The sequence below is a fragment of the Alsobacter sp. P4_H11 genome (assembly GCF_056400925.1).
In genome coordinates this window covers 52,626-77,355 of record NZ_JBFUKI010000014.1, presented here as the reverse complement: position 1 = coordinate 77,355, position 24,730 = coordinate 52,626, and the positions used below count along the sequence as shown (strand labels likewise).

Below are 24,730 nucleotides of genomic sequence, written 5' to 3'. Positions count from 1 at the left end.
GCGCTTTGCGCGCCAGAACGGGGAGAAGGTGGCCGAGCGAAGCGAGGTCGGATGAGGGGAACCTGCCCCTCACCCCAGCCCTCTCCCCTTCCCGGGGAGAGGGGGTAGATGGCGGGGCCCCCGCCAAAGAATTCGACGGCGCCACGGCGGCGCGGGAGAGAAGCATGGCACGGCAGGACCAGAACGACGCCCTTCTGCAGACCTCGTTCCTGTATGGCGGCAACGCCGCCTATATCGAGGACCTGTACGCGAAGTACGAGCAGGACCCGAACTCGGTCGACGCCGAGTGGCAGGCCTTTTTCGGCGCGCTGCAGGACGACAAGGCGTCGGTGGAGAAGAGCGCCAAGGGCGCGTCCTGGAAGAAGCCGAACTGGCCGATCGCCGCCAATGGCGAGTTGGTGTCCGCGCTGGACGGCAACTGGGGCCAGGTCGAGAAGATCCTCGGCGACAAGCTGAAGGGCAAGGCCGAGAAGGCCGCGGCCGCCAAGGGCGGCGAGGTCTCGCAGGCCGATCTCATGCAGGCGACGCGCGATTCGGTTCGCGCCCTTATGATGATCCGCGCCTACCGCATGCGCGGTCATCTCCATGCAGAGCTCGACCCGCTCGCGATCGCGACCCGCACCGATCATGAGGAGCTCGATCCCTCCTCCTACGGCTTCACGGAGGCCGACTGGGACCGCCGGATCTTCATCGACCACGTGCTCGGGCTGGAGTTCGCGACGATCCGCGAGATGCTCGCGATCCTGAAGCGGACCTACTGCTCCACGATCGGCTACGAGTTCATGCACATCTCCAATCCGGCCGAAAAGGCCTGGATCCAGGAGCGCATCGAGGGCCTCAACAAGGAGATCGCCTTCACCCGCGAGGGCAAGCGCGCCATCCTGAACAAGCTGGTCGAGGCCGAGGGCTTCGAGAAGTTCATCGACGTCAAATACACGGGCACCAAGCGCTTCGGCCTGGATGGCGGCGAGTCGCTGATCCCCGCGCTGGAGCAGATCATCAAGCGCGGCGGCGCGCTGGGCGTGCGCGACATCGTGTTCGGCATGGCGCATCGCGGCCGCCTGAACGTGCTCACGCAGGTGCTCGGCAAGCCGCACCGCGCCCTGTTCCACGAGTTCAAGGGCGGCTCCTACGCGCCCGACGACGTGGAAGGCTCGGGCGACGTGAAGTACCACCTGGGCGCGTCCTCGGACCGCACCTTCGACGGCAACAACGTCCACCTGTCGCTCACCGCCAACCCGTCGCATCTCGAGATCGTCGACCCGGTCGTGCTCGGCAAAGTCCGCGCCAAGCAGGACCAGATGAACGACGTGGTGGAGCGCGCCAAGGTGCTTCCGCTGCTGCTGCACGGCGACGCCGCCTTCGCGGGCCAGGGCGTGGTGGCCGAGTGCCTGGGCCTGTCGGGCCTGAAGGGGCACCGCACCGGCGGTTCGGTCCACTTCATCATCAACAACCAGATCGGCTTCACCACCTATCCGCGCTACTCGCGCTCGTCGCCCTACCCGTCCGACGTCGCCAAGATGATCGAGGCGCCGATCTTCCACGTGAACGGGGACGATCCGGAGGCGGTGGTGTTCGCCGCCAAGGTGGCGATCGAGTTCCGCCAACAGTTCCACAAGCCGGTCGTGGTGGACATGTTCTGCTACCGCCGCTTCGGCCACAACGAGGGCGACGAGCCGGCCTTCACGCAGCCGCTGATGTACAAGAACATCCGGTCGCGCAAGTCGACGCTGGAGATCTACTCCGGCAAGCTGATCGCCGAGGGCGTCGTCACCGAGGGCGAGGTCGAGAAGATGCGGGCCGATTGGCGCGCGCGTCTCGAGGCCGAGTTCGAGGCCGGCCAGGCCTACAAGCCCAACAAGGCCGACTGGCTGGACGGCCGCTGGGCTGGCCTGAAGGCCGTGAAGGAAGAGGAAGAGGATCCGCGCCGCGGCCAGACCGGCCTGCAGCTCGAGACCCTGAAGACCATCGGCGAGCGGATCACCACCGCGCCGGAGGGCTTCAACGTCCACAAGACGATTCAGCGCTTCCTCGACAACCGCCGCAAGGCGATCGACACCGGCGAGGGCATCGACTGGGCGACCGGCGAGGCGCTGGCCTTCGGGTCGCTCGTGCTGGAAGGCCACCCGGTGCGCCTGAGCGGCCAGGATTGCGAGCGCGGCACCTTCTCTCAGCGCCACTCGGTGCTGATCGACCAGGAAAACGAGAGCCGCTTCACACCCCTGAACCACATCAAGGACGGGCAGGCGCGCTACGAGGTCATCAACTCGATGCTCTCCGAAGAGGCCGTGCTCGGCTTTGAATACGGCTACTCGCTGAGCGAGCCCAACGCCCTGACGCTGTGGGAGGCGCAGTTCGGCGACTTCGCCAACGGCGCGCAGGTGGTGTTCGACCAGTTCATCTCGTCCGGCGAGCGCAAGTGGCTGCGCATGTCTGGCCTCGTCTGCCTCTTGCCGCACGGCTATGAAGGCCAGGGTCCGGAGCACTCCTCCGCCCGCCTCGAGCGCTTCCTGCAGATGTGCGCCGAGGACAACATGCAGGTCGCCAACTGCACCACGCCGGCGAACTACTTCCACATCCTGCGCCGGCAGCTGAAGCGCGACTTCCGCAAGCCGCTGATCCTGATGACGCCGAAGTCGCTGCTGCGCCACAAGCGCGCCGTGTCGCGGCTCGACGAGATGGCGGCCGGCACCTCGTTCCACCGCCTCCTGTGGGACGACGCCCAGTACCTCAAGGGCGAGAAGATCAAGCTTGCCAAGGACAACAAGATCCGCCGCGTCGTGCTGTGCTCCGGCAAGGTCTATTACGACCTCTACGAGGAGCGCGAGAAGCGCGGGATCGACGACGTGTACCTGCTGCGCGTGGAGCAGCTCTACCCGTTCCCGATCAAGGCGCTGGCGGCCGAGCTGTCGCGTTTCAAGAACGCCGACGTGGTGTGGTGCCAGGAAGAGCCCAAGAACATGGGCTCCTGGACCTTCGTGGAGCCGTATCTGAGCTGGGTGCTGGCGCGCGTCGGCATGAAGAACAAGGAGCCGCGCTACGCCGGCCGCCCGGCCTCCGCCGCCACCGCGACGGGCCTGATGTCCAAGCACCTGCACCAGTTGCAGGCCTTCCTCGAGGAGGTCTTCGCGGCCTGATCGCCGCGCGGCCCCCCTCGCCCACCATTCCGTTCTTCAGGGCTCTCCGCCCGCATCCCAGTTGAGATCATGGCGACTGACATCCGCGTCCCGACCCTTGGCGAGTCGGTCACCGAGGCGACCATCGGCAAGTGGTTCAAGAAGCCGGGCGAGGCCGTGAAGGCCGACGAGCCCCTGGTCGAGCTCGAGACCGACAAGGTCACCCTCGAGGTGAACGCGCCGGCTTCCGGCGTGCTGGCCGAGATCACCGCCAAGGAAGGCGAGACGGTCGGCGTCGGCGCCCTGCTGGGCTCCATCGGGGCTGGCGCAGGCGCGGCTGCGGCTCCGGCCGCCGCCCCGGTCGCCGCCAAGGCGGCCGAGCAGCCCAAGCCGCAGGACACCCCGAAGGAGGCTCCGGCCGCGCCGGCTCCGGCCGCCGCCCCCGCCAAGGTGCTGCCCGCCGGCACGCCCCAGGCTCCCTCCGTGCAGCGTCTCGCCGCCGAGAACGGCGTCGACCCGGCCGGCGTCCCGGGCTCCGGCAAGGACGGCCGAGTCACCAAGGGCGACATGCTGGCCGCCATCGCGACCGGCGCGTCGGCTCCGGCCCCGGCCGCCGCTCCCGCGCAGGTTCGCGCCCCCTCGGGCGCCGGCGACGCCTCGCGCGAAGAGCGCGTGCGCATGACCAAGCTGCGCCAGACCATCGCGCGCCGCCTCAAGGACGCGCAGAACACCGCCGCCATGCTGACGACCTTCAACGAGGTCGACATGACCGAGGTGATGGCGCTGCGCGCGCGCTACAAGGACATCTTCGAGAAGAAGCACGGCAACAAGCTCGGCTTCATGGGCTTTTTCGTGAAGGCCTGCGTGCAGGCCCTGAAGGAGATCCCGGCCGTGAACGCCGAGATCGACGGCACGGACCTGATCTACAAGAACTACTATCACGTCGGCATCGCGGTCGGCACCGACAAGGGCCTCGTGGTCCCGGTGGTGCGCGACGCCGACCAGCTCTCCATCTCGGGCGTCGAGAAGACCATCGCGGATTTCGGCAAGCGCGCCCGTGACGGCCAGCTCAAGATCGACGAAATGCAGGGCGGCACCTTCACGATCACCAATGGCGGCATCTACGGCTCGCTGATGTCGACCCCGATCCTGAACGCTCCGCAATCCGGCATCCTGGGCATGCACAAGATCCAGGAACGCCCCATGGCGGTCGGAGGTAAGATCGAGATCCGCCCGATGATGTACCTGGCGCTCTCCTACGACCACCGCATCGTCGACGGCAAGGAAGCCGTGACCTTCCTGGTGCGCGTCAAGGAAGCCCTCGAGGACCCGGCGCGCCTCGTGCTGGATCTCTGAGACCCAACGTCATGCCCGGGCTCGCCCCGGGCATCCACGTCTAACCCGGCTGCGTGGATGGCCGGGGCAAGCCCGGCCATGACGGGCATGGAGCCAATCGCATGTCCTACGATCTCATCGTCATCGGCACCGGCCCCGGCGGCTATGTGTGCGCCATCCGGGCCGCGCAGCTGGGCCTCAAGACCGCCGTGGTCGAGAAGCGCAAGACGCATGGCGGCACCTGCCTGAACATCGGCTGCATTCCCTCCAAGGCGCTGCTGCACGCCTCCGACATGTTCGAGGAGGTCGCGCACGACTTCCCGGCGCTGGGCGTCAAGGTGGCCGGGGTCGAGCTCGACCTGCCCTCGATGATGAAGCACAAGGACGACACCGTGGCGGCCAACGTCAACGGCGTCGGCTTCCTGCTGAAGAAGAACAAGGTCGACGCCTTCCACGGCGCCGGCGTCATCACGGCTCCCGGCCAGGTCAAGGTCACGGCCGAGGACGGCTCCACGCAGACGCTGGAGACCAAGGCCATCGTGATCGCCACCGGCTCGGACGTCGCGCCGTTGCCGGGCGTCGCCATCGACGAAAAGGTGATCGTCTCCTCCACGGGCGCGATCGCGCTCGACAAGGTGCCGAACAAGCTGCTCGTGGTTGGCGGCGGCGTCATCGGCCTGGAGCTCGGCTCGGTGTGGCGCCGTCTCGGCGCCGAGGTCACCGTAGTGGAATTCCTCGATCGCATCCTGCCCGGCATGGACAACGAGGTCGCCAAGCAGTTCCAGCGCATCCTCGAGAAGCAGGGCGTCTCCTTCACGCTCGGCCACAAGGTCACCAAGGTCGAGACCAACCAGGGCGGCGCCAGCGTCACCATCGAGCCCGCGCAGGGCGGCGAGGCGAAGACCATCGACGCCGATGTGGTGCTGGTCGCCATCGGCCGCCGTCCCTACACGGAAGGCCTCGGCCTCGACGCCGTCGGGGTCGCGCTGGAGCGTGGCCGCGTCGTGATCGACGAGCATTTCCAGACCAACGTGCCGGGCATCTTCGCGATCGGCGACGTCGTGCGCGGCCCGATGCTGGCCCACAAGGCCGAGGACGAAGGCGTCGCCGTGGCCGAGATCCTGGCCGGCAAGGCCGGGCACGTGAACTACAACGTCATCCCGGGCGTGGTCTACACCATGCCGGAGGTCGCCTCAGTCGGCCAGACCGAGGAGGAGGTGAAAGCCTCCGGGGTCGCCTACAACGTGGGCAAGTTCCCGTTCACCGCCAACGGCCGCGCTCGCGCGATGCGCCACTCGGACGGCTTCGTGAAGGTGATCGCGGACGCCAACACGGACCGCGTTCTCGGCGTCCACATCATCGGCGCCAGCGCCGGCGAACTGATCCACGAGGCGGCCGTGCTGATGGAGTTCGGCGGCTCCTCCGAGGACCTCGCCCGCACCTGCCACGCCCATCCGACCCTGAGCGAAGCCGTCAAGGAAGCCGCCATGGCGGTGGAGAAGCGGGCGATCCATATTTGAGCGGGCGCTGAAGAACCGACGTTCCACCTCCCCGTCATTGCGAGGAGCGCAGCGACGAAACTCGCAATGACGGCTGGAGTGCGGCCGATGGACCGCGAGTCTCCGGCTCGCATGCTGCGTCTCCAGAAAAGATGCGAGCCGGAGGCTCGCGGTCCAAAACGCCGTTGCAGCGGTCGCCGCGTCGGCGTTCCGCACCGCTAGATCAAATGCACCGCCATGGGCGCAAATGCCGCGATGCCCATGAACACGGCTCCGATCACGCCGAGCCCTGCCGCGACCCAGATCAATGCCGCGATGCCGGTGATGATGGACGAGGACGCGATCACGATGGCGAGTTGCAGCGCGGCTGACGACACTTCGTAGTGATCGTGCTTGCGGGCCTGCACGTCCCGCTTGTCCTCGGCCGCCTTGGCGCGGGCGGCGAGTTCCTTGCGTCCCTCCTGGGTTTCGGGCTCGCTATCCCAGCGCGCCTGCGTGGCCTTCCACGCGTCGATGCGCTTCTGCGCGGCCGCCTTGCGGGCCGGGTCCGGGATTGCGTCGAGCTCGAATTCGAGCTGCTCGGCGGCGGTGCGCACCACGGTGCCGCGGATCGTCTTCGCCTGGAAGAACGCCCAGAGATTGGAGGCCTCCACGTTGGCGGCCAGCGAGTTGGTCTGCGCCTCGTTCCCGCCCTGCTCCGAGAAGGCCAGGAACAGCGCCAGGATGCCGATCAGCAACGCAATCTTCTTGTTTCCGCCCTCGATCGGGCCGGCGTCATGCGACATCGAACTCATTCCCCCAAAGATCGGCTGGCGACCTGTCGGCGCGGAGTTGAGTCGTGATTCGTGTCATCCGCAAGCGCGAACCCTCTTTCTCCGGCAGGAGAAAGAGGGCGCGTTCGACGCAGGCTAGAAACGAGGTCGAAACGAGGCCCGCGCGCTTACTCGGCGCCTTCCCGCGCGAGGGCGGGGGCGGCGTTGCGGGTCTTCCACAAGGACCAGGCCACGCCCGCCCCCAGGATCGCGAAAGTGGCGCCGAGCGAGATCGCGGGCGGAACCTTGGCGATGCCGAGCATGTCCGCCACCACGATCTTTGAGCCGATGAAGATCAGCACCGCCGCGAGCGCGTATTTCAGGTAGGCGAAGCGGTCGATCATGGCGGCCAGCGCGAAGTAAAGCGCGCGCAGGCCCAGGATGGCGAAGATATTCGACGTGAACACCAGGTAGGTGTCGGTCGTGATGGCGAAGATCGCCGGCACCGAGTCCACCGCGAAAATCACGTCCGCGACGTTCACGAGGATCAGCACGAGGAAGAGCGGCGTCAGCGCGGTCTCCATCTTGCCGGTGACCGGGTTGTGCTCCTTCACGACGAAGCGCTCGCCGCGCAGCTCGTCCGTCACCCGGAAGCGCTTGCGCATGAAGCGCAGGATCGGGTTGGACGCGACGTCGTATTCCTTGTCAGCGGCCCAGATCATCTTCACGCCGGTGATCACCAGGAAGGCCGCGAAAATATAGAGCACCCAGCTGAACTGCTGCACCAGCGCCGCGCCGACGCCGATCATTAGGCCGCGCAGCAGGATCACGGCGAGAATGCCCCAGAACAGCACCCGGTGCTGATAGGCGCGCGGGATGCCGAAATACCCGAAGATCATCGCAATGACGAAGATGTTGTCCATCGAGAGGCTTTTCTCGATGACGTAGCCGGTGAGGTATTCGAGGCCGGCCTGGGGCGAGATCTGCCACCATACGATCGCCCCGAAGGCGACGCCCATCACGATGTAGAAGGCCGAGAGCAGCAGGCTCTCGCGCACCGAGATCTCTTTCGACTCCTTGTGCAGAACGCCGAGATCGAACGCGAGCAGCGCCACCACGATGATGGCGAAGCCAAACCACATCCAGAGCGGCTTGGCCAAAACGGGTATGAGCAGGAATTCCAGCATGACGGGCCCATGGTTGAATGATCAACGATGGCGCCGACATCACGAGAGGTTCGGACTCTCGCCAGAGGGGCCCGGTCGCCAGATTGCCAAGTGGGGGCTGCGCATTTGCGTTTCAAGGCGTGAGGCTTGCCGAAATCTTCGTATCCTGGTCACCAAGCTTCGCATCCCGACTGGCCTGTGACGCCGATCGCCGTCATCATCACACCGAGATCATCGTTGACCATCCCGCAGCGGCGCGCCCCGGCTCGCCGCAACGGAGTTCGTCGTCATGTTCGTTTCCCCCCGCGGCCGCCTGGCCGTGCTTGCGCTTTCGATGCTGGCCCTGCTCGCCGCCCCCACGGCGGCCAGCGCGCAGACGGTCGTGCGCGTGCTGCTCGACTGGAAGCTCGACGCCATGGCGGCGCCCTTCCTGGTCGCGCAGGACAAGGGCTATTTCCGCGCCGAGGGGCTGGACGTTTCGATCGAGCCCGGGTCGGGCTCCCGCGACAGTGTGGCCAAGCTCGCGACCGGCGGGTTCCAGTTTGGCGTCGGCGACGTCAACACGCTGATCCGTTATCGCGACGAGAACCCTGGAACGGACCTCTCTGCCGTTCTGATGCTGCAGGACGCGCCGCCTTTCGCGATCATCGGCCGGCGAAGCCGCGGCATCACGGCCGAGCCCTCCAGCCTCGTCGGCAAGGCGATCGGCGCATCGTCGGCCGATGGCGCGGCGGCGCAGTGGCCCGTGTTCCGAAAGCTCACCAAACTGGAGGCTGGGGCGGCGCGGATTGAGACCGTCGGCCTCGCGGTGCGCGAGCCTATGCTGGCGTCAGGCGAGTTGGACGGCGTTTTCGGTTCGGCCGTATCCACCCTGGTGACGCTGAAAAGCCGCGGCGTGCCGGCCGACGACCTCATCGTTCTGGCGATGCGCGACTACGGCCTGGAGCTCTATGGCGACGCCGTGATCGTGCAGGGCGCATTCGCAAAGAGCGACCCGGCCGCCGTGAAGGGCTTTCTCCGCGCGCTGACGCGGGGCATGCGCGACGTGGTGGCGGAACCGGGCGCGGTGGTCGAGGCCGTCTTGCGCCGTAACGACCAGGCCCGCCGCGACGTCGAATTCGAGCGGCTCGCGCTGGCGCTGGAGCGCATCCAGCTCACGCCCTGGGTGAAGGAGCAGGGCTGGGGCGGGATCGACCGGGCCCGCTTCGAGCGCGCGATCGAACAGATCGGCTCCGCCTTCGCGTTTCGGGCGAAGCCGGAGGTGAAGGACATCTTCAACGACACATTCCTGCCGCCCGCCGAGGAGCGCCAGGTCGACTAAGTCGAGCCGCTGCCCGCGATCGTCGTCAGCCGACGACGCGGAATTGCAGAAACGTGGTGCGCTGGATGAACGAGAAATTGTCGTCCGAGATCAGGCTCAGGATCACGGCCCCGTCCGGCCCGCGGTGGATCGCGAGCCCTTCCATGTTGTCGATGTGCTGGCGCATGTCGAGGTCCACCAGCATGGGCCCGTCCAGCATCGCGCCGGGGCGAATGGACCCGCCCGGGACCCGGCGGATGCGCATGCCGACGCCGTCGAGCCAGTTGAACCGTCGCTCCAGCAGCAGCATGTCGCCGTCCGGCAGGAAAGCGAGGTCGGTGATGTCGAAATCGTCTCGCCGCGCGACCCGGAACTCGCCTCGCTGCGGGCCGGTGAGGATCCAGCCTTTGGTGGGCGCGTCAGGTCCACGCGTGGCTCGTTCGGCGATCACCAGGAGGCTGCCGGCCAGCGCGCCCGCGGTGGCGATCCCGATGGCCTCGAGGCTGCGGTTCTCCGGCAGGGTTCTGACAGCCGGCGGCACGGGCACGATCTGGCCGCGGGCCAGCAGGCCCTCGCGGCCGATGTCGAAGCGGCGCACCTCGTGAACGCGCTCGAAGCCCACATAGGCGACGCCTTCGTGCACGCAGAGGCTTTCGCTGTCCCACGCCCGCGTGCGCCATAGCGGAACGCCATCCGCGCCGAGCAGAGGCGCGATGGAGGCGTCCACGACCCCGGTGGGCGTCTGCTCCGTATAGGCGACGCGGGCCGACAGCCAGCTGCCGACATCGCTGACCGCCAGGATGCGCTGCCCATCGGCGCTGATCGACAGGCCCGACCAGCCGCCGAAGTTGCGATCCTCGCTGTCGAGATCCAGTCCGCCGATGAACTCGAGCGCGCCGAAACGCCGGACGTCCCCGCCCAGAATGGGCAGGCGCTCCACCGGGCGCGCCTTCACGCGGATCCCGGTTGGGACCGCAAGGCCGCCCTCGGGCCCCTGCGCGGCCATGGCCCGGCCGGCGGCGAGGCCGGCCGCCGTGGCGGCGAGGCCGCGCCCGAAGGCGCGTCGAGAGAGCCTCATCCCCGGCCGCCGGCGCGGCGCTGCGGCGCGATGATCTTGGGCGGCGTCGCGTTCTCGTCGAAGAGTTCCGCCAGCTTCTCGGTCATCGCGCCGCCAAGCTCCTCGGCGTCCACGATGGTGACGGCCCGGCGGTAGTATCGCGTGACGTCGTGCCCGATGCCGATCGCGATCAGCTCCACGGGCGAGCGCGTCTCGACCTCCTCGATCACCCAGCGCAGGTGCTTCTCGAGGTAGTTGCCGGGATTGACCGACAGGGTGGAATCGTCGACCGGCGCGCCGTCCGAGATCATCATCAGGATCTTGCGCTGTTCGGGACGCGCCAGCAGGCGCTTGTGCGCCCAGTCCAGCGCCTCGCCGTCGATGTTCTCCTTAAGCAGACCCTCGCGCATCATCAGGCCAAGATTCTTGCGCGCGCGCCGCCAAGGCGCGTCCGCGGCTTTGTAGACGATGTGGCGCAGATCGTTCAGGCGGCCCGGATTGGCGGGCTTGCCGGACTGCAGCCAGGTCTCGCGCGACTGCCCGCCCTTCCAGGCGCGGGTCGTGAATCCCAGGATCTCGGTCTTTACGCCGCAGCGCTCCAGCGTGCGGGCCAGGATGTCCGCGCAAGTCGCCGCCACCGTGATCGGCCGGCCCCGCATGGAGCCGGAATTGTCGATCAGCAGGGTCACGACCGTGTCGCGGAAATTCGTATCCTTCTCGCGCTTGAAGCTCAGCGGCTGGAAGGGATCGATCACGATGCGGGTCAGTCGCGCCGGGTCGAGCGCGCCCTCCTCGAGGTCGAACTCCCAGGCGCGGTTCTGCTGCGCCATGAGGCGGCGCTGCAGCCTGTTCGCCAGCCGGGCAACGACGCCCTGCAGGTGCCCGAGCTGCTTGTCGAGATAGCTGCGCAGGCGCGCGAGTTCATCGGCGTCGCAGAGCTCCTCGGCGGCGATCATCTCGTCGAACTTGGTCGTGAACGCCTTGTAGTCCGGCCCGCGCGCCTCGCGGGTGCTGGACACCGGCGGCCGCCAGGCCTCGGACGGCTCGTCGCCGTCGGCTTCGTCGGAGTCCTCCGGCATCTCGCCGGTGGGCCCCTCGGAGGTCTCGGACTGGCCGTCCTCCATCTCGTCGGTGGCTTCCTCGGAACGCTCCATCTCGGCCCGCTCGGCGGCGGACTGCTCCTCGGACTCGCCGTCCTGCTGCTCCTGGTTCTGGTTCTGGTCGTCGGACTGCTCGTCGTCGTCCGAATCCTCCGGATCCATGCTGGAGTCTTCGGCCATGTCGAGGCTGGCCAGCAACTCGCGCACCGAGCGTGAGAACTGCCGCTGGTCCTCCACGTTGGAGACCAGCTTGTCGAGGTTCGGGCCGGCCTTTTCCTCGATCCAGGGCCGCCAGAGGTCCACCACCTTCTGGGCGGCGGGCGGCGGCTTCAACCCGGTCAGGCGCTCGCGCACCATCATCGCGACGGCGTCTTCCAGCGGCGCATCGGCGCGATCGGAGATCTCGTGATAGGCGCCGCGATGGTAGCGGTCCTCCAGCATGGCGGTGATGTTGGTGGCGACGCCCGTCATGCGGTTCGAGCCGATGGACTCGACGCGCGACTGCTCCACCGCGTCATACACCGCCCGGGCCTGCTGGCCCTCGGGCGCGTGGCGGCGATGCACCGCCTGGTCGTGGCAGGCGAGGCGCAACGCCATGGAGTCGGCCTGCCCGCGCACGATGGCGGCGTCGGCGGCGCTCATCTTGCGCGGCGGCTCGGCCAGCCGGGCGCGCTCGCCGGTCAGCGCCGGCCGGTCGGACGCGAAGGTCACCTCCAGTTCGGGCTGGCGCGCGATGGCGCGCAGGCACCCGGCCACCGAGCGCTTGAACGGCTCGATAGGCGCTTCATTGGGCTGGGCGGGCTTGCGGTTGGATGAGCTCACGGGGTTCTCGTCTCACATCGCATCTGGCGGGTCGATCTCGAACTCGCGCTCCATGACGGTGCGCCACTCGTACGGAGCCGCAGCCGGGAACCGGCTTAACGGAAGCCCCGTCTCGCTGGCTGCCTCGTCACGACTGTCCTGGTAGGCGTCGGCCATGGCCTCGGCCACATACGGCGCCAGTCCCGGGCTCTTGTTCAGAACCCGCTGGATCCGGCGGCGGTGCTCACGAATGCTGAGAGCCCAACTCCGCGAGCGCCGCTCGGCCTGATGGTCCCATTTCAACATATGCAACAGAACGACACGAAGATTGCTTTCGAGCTTGTCGTATTCCGAATTGCCCACTTCGAGCAGCTCCTCAGCAATATTGAGGGCGTCCAGTCGTTCAAAATTGCCGGTCCGCAGCAGGTCGGCCTGCTGTCGGGTCCAGGTGTGAAAATCGAGATCGCGCGCCACGAGCGTGGCCGCGGAGTGATCGGCGGGACTGCGCTTGCCTTTGACGACCTGAGCCATTCCCGCTCTCCGCATTCCTCAGCTCAGTGCGACGTTCACGGCGCTCTCGGGCAGTTCCTGGCCAAAGGCGCGCTGGTAAAACTCGGCGACCAGCGGCCGCTCGAGTTCGTCGCACTTGTTCAGGAAGGTGAGCCGGAACGCGAAGCCGATATCCTTGAAGATGTCGGCGTTCTCGGCCCAGGTGATCACCGTGCGCGGGCTCATCACGGTCGAAAGGTCGCCGTTGATGAAGGCGTTGCGGGTGAGGTCGGCCACGCGCACCATCTTGTTGACGATGTCGCGGCCTTCCTTGCCGGTGTAGTGCTTGGCCTTGGCCAGCACGATGTCGACTTCCTTGTCGTGCGGCAGGTAGTTCAGCGTCGTGACGATCGACCAGCGGTCCATCTGGCCCTGGTTGATCTGCTGGGTGCCATGGTAGAGGCCCGACGTGTCGCCGAGCCCAACCGTGTTGGCGGTCGCGAACAGGCGGAAGGCCGGATGCGGGCGGATCACGCGCTTCTGGTCCAGGAGCGTCAGCTTGCCGGAAATTTCCAGGATGCGCTGGATCACGAACATCACGTCCGGTCGGCCCGCGTCATACTCGTCGAACACCAACGCGATGTTGTTCTGCAAGGCCCAGGGCAGGATGCCGTCCTGGAACTCGGTGATCTGCTTGCCCTCCTTCAGCACGATCGCGTCCTTGCCGACGAGGTCGACGCGGGAGACGTGGCTGTCGAGGTTGATGCGGATGCAGGGCCAGTTCAGGCGCGCCGCGACCTGCTCGATGTGGGTCGACTTGCCGGTGCCGTGATAGCCCGTGACCATCACGCGCCGGTTGCGCGCGAAGCCCGCCAGGATCGCCAGCGTGGTGTCGCGGTCGAACAGGTAGTCCTGGTCGAGATCGGGGACGTGGGCGTCCGGCTCCGAATAGGCGGGGACCTGCATATCGAGGTCGATGCCGAACAGCTTGCGGACGGACACGGTCGTGTCCGGCAACCCCGGCGCCAAGGCAGTCGTGGCAGACATGGATCCTCACTGACGAACGACGGGGCGCGCCCCGGGGGCTCCGGCCTGTGGCCCGGAGCCCTGTGCTTGTTTAGTGGCTGGCGCGACGCGACGCAATTCGCGACGGGCGCATCCCGGATGGGCCTTCATGCGCGGCGCGCGGGGCGGACCCGCATGAAGCGGCCGTTCAGCCCCGGCCGGCGGCTTTCAGCGTGTTGTAGGCGGTGATGATCTCGCGCAGCCGGTCCTCGTAGGACCGGTCGCCCCCGTTGGCGTCGGGGTGGTTCTGCTTCACCAATTCCTTGTAGCGAGCCTTGACGGTGACCGCATCGACGGTTTCGTCCAATCCCAGCGCGTCATAAGCCTTTTTAGCGACCGGCCCGACGCCCGGCTTGCGCTGCTCCGGCTCGTGCCGGCCCGCAAAGCCGCCGGCCTTGAACACGCCGAGCGGATCCTCGAACACGAAGTCGGTGCCCGGCTCCGCGCCGGCCTGCGACTTCTGGCCGCCCTTCACGCCCATCGACCAGGTCGGCCGATGCCCGACCAGCGCGTCCTTCTGGTACTTCTGCACGGCGTCGTCCGTCATGCCGGCGAAGTAGTTGTAGGAGGCGTTGTACTCGCGCACGTGCTCCATGCAGAACTGGAAGTACTGGCCCTCGTGCGTTCGGCCCTTGGGGGCGCGGAACTCCCCGCGCGCCTCGCATCCCGGATGGTCGCAACGCGGCCCGCTCACGGGCGCGCTCTGGGCTTTTGGCCGCGCTTGGGCCGCCCGACGGGGGCGGCTGCGAATCTTGTCGAAGATGGACGAGTTGAGATTCATGACCGGGTCATTATGAGGTGTCGGGCGGTCGGGGCAAGCCGGGTGCGACAAGGGAACGTCCGTCGCCGCACGCCGCGGCGCCGGGGCCACATAAATCCGTCGACCGCCGGCGGACTGCAGCGGAGAGGCTGACCCATGAGCATTAAGGATGCGATAACCTCCAAGCTCACGCAGGCGCTCTCGCCTGTCGAGCTGGCCGTCATCGACGAGTCGGATCACCATCGCGGGCACGGCGGCTGGCGCGAAGGCGGGGAAACTCACTTCAACGTCAAAGTGGTGTCGGACGCCTTCGCGGGCAAGACCCGCGTCGAGCGCCATCGCATGGTCAACGCGCTGCTGGCCGACGAACTCGCCGGCCGCGTCCACGCGCTCGCGCTCAGCGCCAAGGCCCCGGGGGAGTAGCGCCGGAAGAGGAACCCGACGCTCCTCGGGCCGCTTACCGCAGCCGCTCCAGGATGCTCACATAGTTGGCGACCGCGGCGCCGCCCATGTTGAAGATGCCGCCCAGCGTGGCGGCCGGGATCTGCATGTCGCCGGCTTCGCCCGCGAGCTGCATGGCCGTCATGGCGTGCATGGAGACGCCGGTAGCCCCGATGGGGTGGCCCTTGGCCTTGAGGCCGCCGGAGGGGTTCACGGGCAGGCGCCCGTCCTTCTGGGTCCAGCCTTCCTTGATCGCCACCGCGCCGCGGCCCTCAGGCGTGAGCCCCATGGCCTCGTATTCGATCAGTTCCGCCACCGTGAAGCAGTCATGCGTTTCCACGAAGGAAAGGTGGTCGAGGCTGACGCCCGCCTGCGCGAGCGCGCGCTTCCACGCTTCGGCGCAGCCGTCGAACTTCAGGATGTCGCGCTTGGACATCGGCAGGAAGTCCTGCACATGCGCGGCGGCCCGGAACGCGATGGCGCGCTTCATGCGCAGCGCCGTGTCCACGTCCGCGAGCACCAGAGCGGCCGCGCCGTCCGAAACCAGCGAGCAATCGGTGCGCTTCAGCGGACCGGCCACGAAGGGGTTCTTCTCGCTCTCGTGGCGGCAGAACTCGACCCCCAGATCCTTGCGCATCTGCGCGTAGGGATTGGAAACGCCGTTCTTGTGATTCTTGGCCGCGATCATCGCCAGCGCATCGGACTGGTCGCCGTGGCGCTGGAAATAACCCGCCGCGATCTGGCCGAAAACGCCCGCGAAGCCGCCGGGCGTGTCGCCGTCCTCGGGCAGGTAGGAGGCTTTCAGCAGGTTCTTGCCAATGTCTGCGCCCGGCGTCTTGGTCATCTGCTCGACGCCGACCACCAGGACGATCTTCGCCTGCTTGGCGGCGATGCTCTTCAGGCCGCTATGCACGGCGGCCGAGCCGGTCGCGCAGGCGTTCTCGACGCGCGTGGTCGGCTTGAATCGCAGGTCGTCGTCGGCCTGCAGCACCAGCGAGGCGGTGAAATCCTGGGCCGAGAAGCCGGCGTTGTAGTGGCCAAGCACGATCTCGTCGACATCCGACGCCGCGATCCCGGCGTGGTCCAGCGCCTCATTGGTGACGCGGACGATGAGGCTTTCGACGGTTTCGGCGTCCATCTTGCCGAAGGGCGTATGGGCCCAGCCCACGATGCAAGCGGTCATGGCTCGTGTTCCTCGCGTTTCCGCCGGGAGAATGGCGGTTGCGGGCGCGTCCGGCAAGGCGCGTCGCCGCACGGCTCGCGTGCAGGATCGCGCGGGCTGCATGGCTGTCTGGCGGGGGTCTGCACGTCCAACGATCCGCAAAGGTCAAGGCGGAACGGAACGGGCGGCTTGCCGCCCGCGTTGACGGCGCGAACCATCGAGGAGGAAAAACCATGTCCGCGAATTCGGCGACCTTGCTCGACGAGGCGGCGCGCCATGGCCAGGGCGACGCCCAGGCCGGCCTGCCCAAGCGCAGCCGCGACGATCTCGTCACGTTGTTGAGCCAGAATGGCGTTCGGGTCGGCGCGCGCGACAGCGACGCGGTGTTTGAACGCTATTCGGAAACCTACGACCAGAAGGAGCGGCAGGAGCAGCTCGTCGACGCCGGCTCCGAAATGTCGTTCCCGGCCAGCGATCCGCCGTCCTACATGGCGGGCGCTTCCGTGGCGGGCGGCCCGCCGGAGGGCAGCGAAACCCGAGAGGCGGCCAACACCAGCGCCGAGGACCCGGCCGAAGTGAAGAAGGTGGCGGAAACGGACGGCACCGGCGGTCAGAAAGCCGACCACAAGGGCGGCAAGGAAGCCGCCAACGCGTCCCGGCGCTGAAGCGACGCTCGACGTATCAGCCACAGTCCGGCCTTCGCCGGATTGGATGACGCTCTAGGGGCCGTGCGTCCAGAGCAGCAGCACGACGCCGCCCACGATCAACGCCATGCCGATGATCTCGCGGGCGGTGGTTTCCTGCGCGAAGAGGCGCTTCGAGACCGCCTGAGCGAGCAGGACTTCCACGAGCGCCAGCGTCCGCACATTCGCGGCGCTGGTGAGGGAAAAGCCCAGGAACCAGAACTGGGACGCGAAAGCGCCGGCGAAACCCGCCAGAAGCGACGGCCTCCAGGCGGTGAAGCTCTTCAGCAGGGCCGGCCGGTCAAACAAGCCGAGCCAGACCACGAGCAGCGCAGTCTGGATGCCCAGCGACCACGCCAGCGTGGTGGTGGAGCGCAGAACGAAGGAGCCGCTCTCCAGCGTCAGGATCGCACCGCGAAAGCCGATGGCCGAGAGGGCGAAAAACGCCCCCGCCACGATGCCAAGCACAGCGGGGCGCATTCCGGCAGCCGTCAGGCCGGGCGAGCCGGGCTTTACGGCCATCAGGACGACGCCGGCGGTCGCGACCACGATCGCGAGCGCGCCCCCCAAGGTGAGGTGATCGCCCAGAAACAGGATGCCGAAAATCGCGACCTGGACAGGCTCGGTCTTGATATAGGCGGTCGTCACCGCAAACGATCGCTCCCGCATTGCGGCGAGCATCAGCACTGTCGCGAGGATCTGCGTGATCGCGCCGCCCAGCACCCACGCGAGATACCGGCCGCTGGCCGCCGGAGCGGCCTCTCCGCCGATCTGCACGACCGCCAGCAGAAACAACAGCGCGAACGGGAATCCGTATAGAAAGCGGACCTGCGACGCCCCGACGGTGCCGAGCGTCTCGGTGAGGCTGCGCTGCATGGCGTTGCGCGCCGTCTGGGCCACCGACGCGATCAGCGTGGTGAGGATCCAAAGAGAGGCCATGCCGGGGAAGCCTTCCGCGTCCAGAGGCCGGCGTTCGCCCGAACGCGGCCATGATCGGCGCGTAGCACTCGCCGCCGCGCTAGGCAAATCGCGGGGCGCGGGGTAGGAATTGCTGTCCGCGTCAGGCAGCCTGCCCGGCAGCCGTGATCGCCAGAGCGCGCGAGGCCGACACTGTTCTGTCGCCGGCCGAACGAATGCATTGTCTAGGCCCGCCCGATCTCCCGTCGACTGGGCGCGAACCGGAACGATCTGATGACACGAGTGCCCCGCCGCGTATCTGTGCTCCCCCTCTTCTTCGGCTTTGCGTCCAGTCTTCGTCCCGCCGCGCTTGCGGGGCGGATCGCGATGGCGTTCTCGGCCGTGGCGATCGGGGCGGCGTCCGCCCAGGCGGCCGCGCCCTATGTGGTCGCGGACGTGAGCACCGGCCGGGTGCTGTTTTCCGAGGACGCCACGATGCCGTGGTATCCGGCCTCCGTCACCAAGCTGATGACCACCTATGTGGCGCTCAAGAAGGTGCGCGAGGGCAAGATCTCGTTCGACACCGCGATCCCGATCTCGGCCGCCGCGAACTCGGTTCCGCCATCCAAGATCGGCGCGAAGCCGGGCCTCGAGGTGACGCTCGAGAACGCCCTGAAGATGATGCTCGTGAAGTCCGCCAACGACATGGCGGTCGTGATCGCCGAGGGTGTCGGCGGCACGGTGGACGATTTCGCCGCGATGATGAACCAGGAAGCCGCGCGCCTGGGCATGCGCGAAAGCCACTTCGTCAACCCGAACGGGCTCTTCGCAGACGGCCAGCAGACCTCCGCGCGGGATCTCGCGATCCTCACCATCGCGCTGCTGCGCGACTTCCCCGACCATGCGGATCTGTTCCATATCGGCTCGGTGAAGCTCGGCAAGCGGGTGCTGAAGAACACCAACGGCCTGATCGGCCGATACCAGGGCATCGAGGGCATGAAGACGGGCTTCATCTGCCCGTCGGGCTTTAATCTCGTCGCGGTGGCGAGCCGTAACGGCCAGCGCCTCGTCGCGGTGGTGATGGGAGCGTCGTCCGGCTCTGACCGGACGCTGAAGGCCGCCCAGTTCCTCGACAAGGGTTTCAGCGGCGGCTATGGCGGCATCTTTGGCGGCGGCGGCGGATCGCTGCAGTCGTTGCCGCCGTCGTCCGTCGCCACGCCGCCGAACATGCGCGAGGACATCTGCGTCCACCGCAAGGGCGCGCCCGCCTCCGAGGAGGAGGCCGAGCCGCAGACCACCGTTCAGGCGCCCGGCGGCAACGAGGACGGCCGCGCCGCCCCGATGGCGATGGCCGCCGTGAGCCAGCAAAGCGGCATGGCGACCGGCCCGCGCACGTTGGGCCCGCGCGCCGCGCTGGACGTCCAGACGGTGTTCATCGGCCGGACCGAGCGCTCTGCCAGCGCGCCACAGGCCGCCAATGCGCTGTTCACGCCGGTGCTGACCGCCCGCAAGGCTCCCGAGAAGGGCGCGCCCAAAACGGCCGCCGCCTATGCGGACCCTGCCGCCGAGGCGACGCCGGACATCAAGGTTAAACCCGCCAACGTGAAGCCCCTAAAGGCCGGCGCGATCGCGCCCGGCGTCAAGGCCAGGGCCGCGCCACGCCATGGCGCGATCGGCAAGGCTCCGGCCGTGGCGGCGACGAAGCCCACCGACCTCAACGACGAGCAGGCCGAGCCCGCCAAGGCGCTGGAAGGCAAGACCGCCCGCCCGGCCGGCAAGCTCGTGTCGCCGACCCTGCGCAAAACCGCCACCGCCAAGGGCAAGCCCGCCGCGCACGCGAAAACGCCCGCCAAGCCCGCGCCCGCGAAGGCGAAGCTTGATCCCAAGGGCAAGCCTGTTCAGAAGAAGGTCTCGGCCGCCGCCCCGGATGCCGGTAAGGCGCCCGCCAGCGCCGAGTAACCCGAACCGGCTCCGCCGGCCCGCCCTGGAAGCCGCCGCCCCATGACCGCGCCACCCTCCGCCTCGGGCGGCTTCCTGCTGGCGCTGGCCGGGGCCGCGGCCTACGGCTTCAACATCACCTTCGCTCGCATCGCCGCCTTCGAGGGCGTGCAAGGGCCCTTGATGGTGGTGTTTCGCGTGGTCGTCATGCTGGCGCTCGCGGTCGGCATGGCGCTCGTGCTGCGCGGCGGCCTCTCGGTGGCGACGCGCGATCGCCCCGCGCTCGGCGTTCTCGGCGTCGCGAGCGCCGGGGTTGGCATCTGCTACCTCTCCTCCGTGGCCTTCATCCCGGTCACGGTCGCGGCCGTGGTGTTCTACACCTACCCGGTGCTGATCGTGCTGCTCAGCCCCTTCGTGGAAGGCAAGCGGCTCTCCCCGCCCCTGCTCGGCGTCGCCGCTCTGGCGTTTGTCGGCATCGTGCTGGTGCTGGGCCCGGCCTTCGACAGCCTCGACCCGCGCGGCCTCGCGCTCGCCTTCGGGGCAAGCCTGTCGGCGGTGGCGCAGTTCTTCGCCGCCACCCGCTGCGCCGGCGTCGGGGCGGCCCCGAAAGTATTCTGGGTGCATGTGATCTGCCTGCCCGCCGCGCTTGCGGCGGCGCTCGCCACCGGCGGGCTGCGCGGCCCTGAGGCGCTGCTGGCCGCCCCCTGGGCGGTGGCGCTGACGATCGGCGGCTTCGTGCTTGGCTTCGTGTTCCAGATGGCGGCGCTCGGGCGCGTCAGCGCGGTGGCGGGCGGGCTCGCCTTCTGCCTCGAACCCGTCGTGGCCGCCCTCACCTCCGCGCTGGTGCTGGGCGAGCGCCTCGCGCCGGTCCAATATGCCGGCGGCGCGCTGGTGATCGGGGCCATCATGGCCAACGTAGCCCTGCAGGGACGCCGGCCCGCCAAGCCCGCGATCGCGTGAGGACCAGCATGCAGGCTCCCATCCCGCTCACGATCCTGACCGGCTTCCTCGGCGCGGGCAAAACCACGCTGCTGAACCGCCTGCTGCAGGACCCCGCGCTCGCCGACACGGTGGTGATCGTCAACGAGTTCGGCGAGATCGGCCTCGACCACCTGTTCATCGAGGCCGTGGACGGCGACATGGTGCTCCTGTCGTCCGGCTGCCTGTGCTGCACGGTGCGGGGAGACCTCGTCGCCGCGCTGGAGGATCTTCTCACCAAGCGCGACTCCGGCGACGTCTCGCCGTTCCGCCGCGTGCTGGTGGAAACCACCGGCCTCGCCGACCCCGCCCCCATCCTGCAGGCCGCCCTGTCGCATCCCTACCTGGCGACCCGCTACGCCATCGACGGCGTCGTCACCGTGGTGGACGCCCTCACGGGCTTCGCCACGCTGGACGAGCATTCCGAGGCCGTGAAGCAGGCGGCGGTCGCGGACCGCATCGTGTTCACCAAGACCGACCTGCTCGACGACGCCACACGGCCTAACTTCGAGCGGCTCAAGGCGCGCATCCGCCGCCTCAACCCGGGCGCGCCGCTGCTGGACGCCGCCGCCGGAGAGGCCGACGCGGCCGCCCTGCTGGGCGCGGGCCCGTTCGATTTCGCCGGCAAGATCCCGGACGTCGCCGCCTGGCTGCGCGAGGAGGCCTACGCCGACGCGCAGCACGGCGCGCATGACCACACCCATGATGAGCGCGACCAGCACGCCCATGACGTGAACCGGCACGACGCCCGGATCCGGGCCTTTTGCCTCGCCACCGACAAGCCCGTCCCGATGGCCGCGCTGGACATGTTCCTGACGCTGCTGCCCTCCGCGCACGGGGCGAAACTGCTGCGCATGAAGGGCATCGTCCATCTCGCCGGCCAGCCGGAGCGGCCGCTGGTGATCCACGGCGTCCAGCACGTCATGCACCCGCCGGTGGCGCTTCCCGCCTGGCCGGACGCCGACCGCCGCACCCGCATCGTGTTCATCACGCGCGATCTGGACGAGAGCTTCGTCCGGCGCATGTGGGACGCCTTCACGGGCACGCCCGCCATCGACACGCCCGACCGCGCCGCCCTGATGGACAACCCGCTTTCGCTGCGCAACGGCTGAGGCCGCTCAGGTCTTCAGGATCGTGAACGCCAGCGCATCCCCCTCGCGCTCGCTGGCGAGCAGCAGGTCGCCGGTCTCGCGCAGCAGGTGCGGGATGTCGATCGCCGCCATCGGGTCGGTCGCGCTGGCGCGCAAAACCGCGCCGGGCTGCAGGCCCGCCAGCGCCTTGCGCACCCGCAGCGCCGGCAGCGGGCACTTCAGGCCGCGTAGGTCGAGATCGTGGATCGGCTCCGGCGTCGTCATGCGCGCCGTCTAGCATGGCGCACCCGCGCGGCGGAACGACGATTTAACGCTCGCGCCGTAGCGTGGCTCCATGAACCCGCCCGCCGCCGCCCTCACCTCCGTCCGCATTGCGGCGTTCGGCGGCGCCGACGCGGCCGCGCATGAGGCGGCCTGGCGCGACCTCGCCCGGCGCGGGCTGGATCGCAACCCGTTCTGGGAGCCCGCCTTCGCGATTGCAGCCGCAGCCCTGCCCGGCGTCCCGCCGCCACTCTTCGTGGCCGCCTGGCGGGGCGAATGCATGACGGCCCTGCTCGCGCTGACGCGGCCTCGGCTCGGCGCGCTGACGCCCTTGCTGCGCGGCTGGTCGCACGAGCAGGCGGTGCTGGGCGGGCCGCTGCTGGATCCGGACCACGGCGCCGAGGACCTGCGCGCCGTGATCGCCTGGCTGCGCGACCGGCACCGGCTCGCCGGAGCGCTGCTGCTGCGCTGGATCGACGAACTGTCGGAAGCCGCCACAGCCCTGGCCGCCGCCGGCCCCGCCCGGCTCCACCCGCACGAGCGCGCCGCTCTGCGGCCCGGCCCAAATGCCCTGGCGGGCATCGGGGGGAAGCGACGCAAGGAGTTCGGCCGGCTGCGTCGCCGCCTCGCCGAGCAGGGCCAGCTCGAGAGCCTGTCCGCCGCTAAGCCGGAGGCGATCGAGCAAGCCTGCGCGGCTTTCGCCGAACTCGAGGCGAAGGGCTGGAAAGGCCGTCGCGGCAGCGCCTTCACGCAGCATCCTGCCCGTCTCGCCTTTTTGCAGGGCGTCACGCGAGAGTTCGCCGCAGACGGCGATTGCCGCATCGATCGGCTCACGCTGGACGGCCAGACGATCGCGGCCGGCATCGTGCTCGGCGGCGGTCCGCGCGCGCTCTACTGGAAAACGACCTATGACGAGCACTACGGTGCGTTCTCGCCGGGCGTGCTGTTGACGCTGGACGTCACCGACCGCCAGATCGCCGACCCAACGGTCCTGCTCACGGATAGCTGCGCGGTGGCGGACCACCCCATGATCGACCGTCTCTGGGCCGACCGCATCCGCGTCGCCGACTGGTGGATCCCGCTCGGCCCTACGAGCCCGGCGCTGCTCGCCGCCGAGCGCGCGCGCAGGTCGCTGCGCGCAACCGCCAAACGCCTCCTCGGCCGAGGCTAACCGCGCGCCCGCAGCTCGCGGCGGATCACCTTGCCGGTGGTGGTCAGCGGCAGGTCCGACACGAAGGCGATCTCGCGCGGGTATTCGTGGGCCGACAATCGGTCCTTCACGAAGCGCTGGATTTCGGCGGCCAGTTCGGGCGTCTCCGAGACGCCGCGCTTCAGCACCACGAAAGCCTTTACGATTTCGGTGCGCAGCGCGTCCGGCTTGCCCACCGCCGCCGCGTTGGCGACGGCCGGGTGGCGGAGCAGACAGTCTTCGATCTCGGTCGGGCCGATGCGGTAGCCCGCCGATGTGATCACGTCGTCATCGCGGCCGACGAAGCGCACATAGCCGTCCGCGTCAGCCTCGCCCTGGTCGCCGGTCGTCATCCAGTCGCCGATGAACTTGTCGCGCGTGGCGTCGGGGCGGTTCCAGTAGCCGAGGAACATTACCGGGTCGGGCCGGCGCACCGCGATCTGGCCGAGTTCGCCGGGCGCGCAGAGCGATCCGTCCGGTCGGATCACCGCCACGTCGTGCCCCGGGATGGGCTTGCCGATGGAGCCCGGCCGCACCACGCCCAGCGCCGCGCAGGAGCCGAGCACGAGGTTGCACTCGGTCTGCCCATAGGCCTCGTTGATGGTGAGGCCCAGCGCCTCGCGGCCCCAGTTCAGAGTTTCGGCCCCCAGCGCCTCGCCGGCCGACGCCACCGTTCGAAGCGCCAGCTTGGGAAACCGGGCGCGCGGGTCCTCGACGGCGCGCAGCATGCGCAGCGCCGTGGGCGGCACGAAGATGTTGCGGACGCCAAGGTCCGCCATCAGCCCGAAGGCCTCCTCTGCGTCGAACTTCTCGAACTTCCGCGCCACGGCCGTAACGCCAAAATGCAGCGAGGGCAAAAGCCCGTTCAGGAGCCCGCCCGCCCAGGCCCAATCGGCCGGCGTCCACAGTCGATCGCCCGGCTGGGGAAAGAACTCGTGCACCAGCTCGAAGCAGGGCAGATGGCCGAGCAGCACCCGGTGGCCGTGCAGCGCGCCCTTGGGCGGGCCGGTGGTGCCCGACGTGTAGATCATCAGCGCCGGATCATCCGGCGTCGTGTCGAGCGGCGTGAATTCGGCGCTTTCGCGCGCGAGTTCCTCGTGAAAGCCGAGCGCGTCGCCGTCCGGCCCATCGACCGAGAGCAGCAACGACAATCGCGGCAGTTCGGTCCGCAGCGGCGCCACGCGCGACACGCCGGCCGCATTGGTGATCAGCGCCGAAACGCCCGCATCCGCCAGCCGGTAGGCCAGCGCGTCGGCGCCGAACAGCACCGCGAGCGGCAGCGCGATCGCGCCCATCTTGTAGGCCGCCACATGCGCGACCGCGACCTCGCTCGCCTGCGGCAGCAGGATGCCGACCCGGTCGCCCGGCTTCACGCCATGGCGCGCCAGCAGGTTCGCCAGGCGGTTGGAAGCGTCCCGCAAGGCGCCGAACGTCATCGGCGTCACCACGCCGGCCGGCGAGACGTCCAGCACGGCCTCACGCTCGGGATCGATGGCCGCCCACTTGTCGCAGACGTCCACGCCAATGTTGTAGCGGGCCGGGATGTCCCACCGGAACTCCGCCCGGAGCTGGTCGAAATCACGAATGGCGGGAAGCATGACAGGGCCCTGAACGCGAAAGCGCCGGGACGTTACGCGCTTTGTTGCGGTG

21 protein-coding genes are annotated in these 24,730 nt (G+C 68.6%); 10 read left to right on the top strand and 11 right to left on the bottom strand.

All coding sequences use genetic code 11. From position 1 onward, the window contains the following. Positions 1 to 164 precede the first annotated feature (164 nt). From AC1DSZ_RS21510 to lpdA, 3 genes are all read left to right on the top strand, one after another. Entirely contained in the window at positions 165 to 3,137 is a 2,973-nt protein-coding gene (locus AC1DSZ_RS21510; protein ID WP_476840376.1) for a 2-oxoglutarate dehydrogenase E1 component, read from the top strand. Positions 3,138 to 3,206: 69 nt separating this feature from the next. Next, on the top strand, positions 3,207 to 4,472 hold the full coding sequence (gene odhB / locus AC1DSZ_RS21505) for a 2-oxoglutarate dehydrogenase complex dihydrolipoyllysine-residue succinyltransferase (RefSeq protein WP_476840375.1): 1,266 nt from the start codon (positions 3,207 to 3,209) through the stop codon (positions 4,470 to 4,472). Between the two features lie 101 nt (positions 4,473 to 4,573). Beyond that, positions 4,574 to 5,971 carry a dihydrolipoyl dehydrogenase gene (lpdA, locus tag AC1DSZ_RS21500; protein WP_476840374.1) on the top strand — a complete coding sequence of 466 codons (1,398 nt, stop codon included), beginning with the start codon at positions 4,574 to 4,576 and terminating at the stop codon, positions 5,969 to 5,971. 197 nt (positions 5,972 to 6,168) lie between these two features. Here lpdA and AC1DSZ_RS21495 read toward each other — a convergent pair whose 3' ends face one another. Both AC1DSZ_RS21495 and AC1DSZ_RS21490 read right to left on the bottom strand, forming a co-directional pair. Then, entirely contained in the window at positions 6,169 to 6,735 is a 567-nt protein-coding gene (locus tag AC1DSZ_RS21495; RefSeq protein WP_476840373.1) for a DUF4337 domain-containing protein, read from the bottom strand. A gap of 155 nt (positions 6,736 to 6,890) precedes the next feature. Continuing rightward, positions 6,891 to 7,886 carry a TerC family protein gene (locus tag AC1DSZ_RS21490; protein WP_476840411.1) on the bottom strand — a complete coding sequence of 332 codons (996 nt, stop codon included), beginning with the start codon at positions 7,884 to 7,886 and terminating at the stop codon, positions 6,891 to 6,893. A 271-nt stretch (positions 7,887 to 8,157) separates the two neighbouring features. On the opposite strand from AC1DSZ_RS21490, the gene AC1DSZ_RS21485 reads away from it, so the two are divergent. Then, positions 8,158 to 9,189, top strand: coding sequence for an ABC transporter substrate-binding protein (locus AC1DSZ_RS21485; protein WP_476840372.1), 1,032 nt, complete (start codon positions 8,158 to 8,160; stop codon positions 9,187 to 9,189). Between the two features lie 25 nt (positions 9,190 to 9,214). On the opposite strand, the gene AC1DSZ_RS21480 is transcribed toward AC1DSZ_RS21485, so the two are convergent. The 5 genes from AC1DSZ_RS21480 to AC1DSZ_RS21460 all read right to left on the bottom strand — a co-directional run bounded on the left by AC1DSZ_RS21480 (position 9,215) and on the right by AC1DSZ_RS21460 (position 14,461). Then, positions 9,215 to 10,246, bottom strand: coding sequence for an esterase-like activity of phytase family protein (locus tag AC1DSZ_RS21480; RefSeq protein WP_476840371.1), 1,032 nt, complete (start codon positions 10,244 to 10,246; stop codon positions 9,215 to 9,217). After that, complete coding sequence (gene cobT / locus AC1DSZ_RS21475; RefSeq protein ID WP_476840370.1) at positions 10,243 to 12,147, bottom strand: cobaltochelatase subunit CobT; 1,905 nt, start codon at positions 12,145 to 12,147, stop codon at positions 10,243 to 10,245. Before cobT ends, AC1DSZ_RS21480 begins: the two co-directional genes overlap by 4 nt. 12 nt (positions 12,148 to 12,159) lie before the next feature. Then, the gene (locus AC1DSZ_RS21470) at positions 12,160 to 12,657 is read right to left on the bottom strand and encodes a DUF29 domain-containing protein (protein ID WP_476840369.1); all 498 of its coding nucleotides are present in this window, start codon (positions 12,655 to 12,657) and stop codon (positions 12,160 to 12,162) included. 18 nt (positions 12,658 to 12,675) lie between these two features. Next, positions 12,676 to 13,662: a cobaltochelatase subunit CobS gene (gene cobS / locus AC1DSZ_RS21465; protein WP_476840368.1), complete on the bottom strand. Its 987-nt coding sequence runs from the start codon at positions 13,660 to 13,662 to the stop codon at positions 12,676 to 12,678. Positions 13,663 to 13,828: 166 nt separating this feature from the next. Further along, positions 13,829 to 14,461 (bottom strand): J domain-containing protein, encoded by a 633-nt coding sequence (locus tag AC1DSZ_RS21460; RefSeq protein WP_476840367.1) that lies wholly within the window; start codon positions 14,459 to 14,461, stop codon positions 13,829 to 13,831. A gap of 135 nt (positions 14,462 to 14,596) precedes the next feature. Between AC1DSZ_RS21460 and AC1DSZ_RS21455 the strand changes: the two genes are divergently transcribed. After that, the gene (locus AC1DSZ_RS21455; protein ID WP_476840366.1) at positions 14,597 to 14,863 is read left to right on the top strand and encodes a BolA family protein; all 267 of its coding nucleotides are present in this window, start codon (positions 14,597 to 14,599) and stop codon (positions 14,861 to 14,863) included. A gap of 34 nt (positions 14,864 to 14,897) precedes the next feature. Here the strand turns inward: AC1DSZ_RS21455 and AC1DSZ_RS21450 are convergent, their stop codons facing one another. Continuing rightward, complete coding sequence (locus tag AC1DSZ_RS21450; RefSeq protein ID WP_476840365.1) at positions 14,898 to 16,064, bottom strand: acetyl-CoA acetyltransferase; 1,167 nt, start codon at positions 16,062 to 16,064, stop codon at positions 14,898 to 14,900. A gap of 212 nt (positions 16,065 to 16,276) precedes the next feature. Here AC1DSZ_RS21450 and AC1DSZ_RS21445 point away from each other — a divergent pair, with 212 nt between their 5' ends. Next, complete coding sequence (locus AC1DSZ_RS21445) at positions 16,277 to 16,708, top strand: hypothetical protein (RefSeq protein ID WP_476840364.1); 432 nt, start codon at positions 16,277 to 16,279, stop codon at positions 16,706 to 16,708. A 54-nt stretch (positions 16,709 to 16,762) separates the two neighbouring features. Here the strand turns inward: AC1DSZ_RS21445 and AC1DSZ_RS21440 are convergent, their stop codons facing one another. Further along, a complete protein-coding gene (locus AC1DSZ_RS21440; protein WP_476840363.1) occupies positions 16,763 to 17,665 on the bottom strand; it encodes a DMT family transporter in 903 nt (300 codons plus the stop codon). A gap of 252 nt (positions 17,666 to 17,917) precedes the next feature. Here AC1DSZ_RS21440 and AC1DSZ_RS21435 point away from each other — a divergent pair, with 252 nt between their 5' ends. From AC1DSZ_RS21435 to AC1DSZ_RS21425, 3 genes are read left to right on the top strand one after another with little or no spacing between them, the layout of a single operon-like run. Further along, a complete protein-coding gene (locus AC1DSZ_RS21435; RefSeq protein ID WP_476840362.1) occupies positions 17,918 to 19,582 on the top strand; it encodes a D-alanyl-D-alanine carboxypeptidase family protein in 1,665 nt (554 codons plus the stop codon). 42 nt (positions 19,583 to 19,624) lie between these two features. Then, a complete protein-coding gene (locus AC1DSZ_RS21430) occupies positions 19,625 to 20,521 on the top strand; it encodes an EamA family transporter (RefSeq protein WP_476840361.1) in 897 nt (298 codons plus the stop codon). Positions 20,522 to 20,529: 8 nt separating this feature from the next. Continuing rightward, positions 20,530 to 21,651 (top strand): CobW family GTP-binding protein, encoded by a 1,122-nt coding sequence (locus AC1DSZ_RS21425; protein WP_476840360.1) that lies wholly within the window; start codon positions 20,530 to 20,532, stop codon positions 21,649 to 21,651. A gap of 6 nt (positions 21,652 to 21,657) precedes the next feature. Here AC1DSZ_RS21425 and AC1DSZ_RS21420 read toward each other — a convergent pair whose 3' ends face one another. Continuing rightward, a complete protein-coding gene (locus AC1DSZ_RS21420) occupies positions 21,658 to 21,894 on the bottom strand; it encodes a sulfurtransferase TusA family protein (protein ID WP_476840359.1) in 237 nt (78 codons plus the stop codon). A gap of 70 nt (positions 21,895 to 21,964) precedes the next feature. Here AC1DSZ_RS21420 and AC1DSZ_RS21415 point away from each other — a divergent pair, with 70 nt between their 5' ends. Beyond that, positions 21,965 to 23,062, top strand: coding sequence for a GNAT family N-acetyltransferase (locus AC1DSZ_RS21415; RefSeq protein ID WP_476840358.1), 1,098 nt, complete (start codon positions 21,965 to 21,967; stop codon positions 23,060 to 23,062). Here AC1DSZ_RS21415 and AC1DSZ_RS21410 read toward each other — a convergent pair. After that, positions 23,059 to 24,678: an acyl-CoA synthetase gene (locus AC1DSZ_RS21410; protein WP_476840357.1), complete on the bottom strand. Its 1,620-nt coding sequence runs from the start codon at positions 24,676 to 24,678 to the stop codon at positions 23,059 to 23,061. The genes AC1DSZ_RS21415 and AC1DSZ_RS21410 overlap by 4 nt on opposite strands. Between the last annotated feature and the right edge of the window lie 52 nt (positions 24,679 to 24,730).

What these genes read in the sequence shown, in the direction of transcription:
- AC1DSZ_RS21470 (WP_476840369.1), bottom strand. Translation starts at nt 12,657, where the DNA reads ATGGCTCAGGTCGTCAAAGGCAAGCGCAGTCCCGCCGATCACTCCGCG.
- AC1DSZ_RS21420 (WP_476840359.1), bottom strand. Translation starts at nt 21,894, where the DNA reads ATGACGACGCCGGAGCCGATCCACGATCTCGACCTACGCGGCCTGAAG.
- AC1DSZ_RS21445 (WP_476840364.1), top strand. Translation starts at nt 16,277, where the DNA reads ATGTCCGCGAATTCGGCGACCTTGCTCGACGAGGCGGCGCGCCATGGC.
- AC1DSZ_RS21425 (WP_476840360.1), top strand. Translation starts at nt 20,530, where the DNA reads ATGCAGGCTCCCATCCCGCTCACGATCCTGACCGGCTTCCTCGGCGCG.
- lpdA (WP_476840374.1), top strand. Translation starts at nt 4,574, where the DNA reads ATGTCCTACGATCTCATCGTCATCGGCACCGGCCCCGGCGGCTATGTG.
- AC1DSZ_RS21495 (WP_476840373.1), bottom strand. Translation starts at nt 6,735, where the DNA reads ATGTCGCATGACGCCGGCCCGATCGAGGGCGGAAACAAGAAGATTGCG.
- AC1DSZ_RS21450 (WP_476840365.1), bottom strand. Translation starts at nt 16,064, where the DNA reads ATGACCGCTTGCATCGTGGGCTGGGCCCATACGCCCTTCGGCAAGATG.
- AC1DSZ_RS21455 (WP_476840366.1), top strand. Translation starts at nt 14,597, where the DNA reads ATGAGCATTAAGGATGCGATAACCTCCAAGCTCACGCAGGCGCTCTCG.
- AC1DSZ_RS21485 (WP_476840372.1), top strand. Translation starts at nt 8,158, where the DNA reads ATGTTCGTTTCCCCCCGCGGCCGCCTGGCCGTGCTTGCGCTTTCGATG.
- AC1DSZ_RS21435 (WP_476840362.1), top strand. Translation starts at nt 17,918, where the DNA reads ATGACACGAGTGCCCCGCCGCGTATCTGTGCTCCCCCTCTTCTTCGGC.
- AC1DSZ_RS21415 (WP_476840358.1), top strand. Translation starts at nt 21,965, where the DNA reads ATGAACCCGCCCGCCGCCGCCCTCACCTCCGTCCGCATTGCGGCGTTC.
- odhB (WP_476840375.1), top strand. Translation starts at nt 3,207, where the DNA reads ATGGCGACTGACATCCGCGTCCCGACCCTTGGCGAGTCGGTCACCGAG.
- AC1DSZ_RS21410 (WP_476840357.1), bottom strand. Translation starts at nt 24,678, where the DNA reads ATGCTTCCCGCCATTCGTGATTTCGACCAGCTCCGGGCGGAGTTCCGG.
- cobS (WP_476840368.1), bottom strand. Translation starts at nt 13,662, where the DNA reads ATGTCTGCCACGACTGCCTTGGCGCCGGGGTTGCCGGACACGACCGTG.
- AC1DSZ_RS21430 (WP_476840361.1), top strand. Translation starts at nt 19,625, where the DNA reads ATGACCGCGCCACCCTCCGCCTCGGGCGGCTTCCTGCTGGCGCTGGCC.
- AC1DSZ_RS21440 (WP_476840363.1), bottom strand. Translation starts at nt 17,665, where the DNA reads ATGGCCTCTCTTTGGATCCTCACCACGCTGATCGCGTCGGTGGCCCAG.
- AC1DSZ_RS21510 (WP_476840376.1), top strand. Translation starts at nt 165, where the DNA reads ATGGCACGGCAGGACCAGAACGACGCCCTTCTGCAGACCTCGTTCCTG.
- AC1DSZ_RS21480 (WP_476840371.1), bottom strand. Translation starts at nt 10,246, where the DNA reads ATGAGGCTCTCTCGACGCGCCTTCGGGCGCGGCCTCGCCGCCACGGCG.
- AC1DSZ_RS21460 (WP_476840367.1), bottom strand. Translation starts at nt 14,461, where the DNA reads ATGAATCTCAACTCGTCCATCTTCGACAAGATTCGCAGCCGCCCCCGT.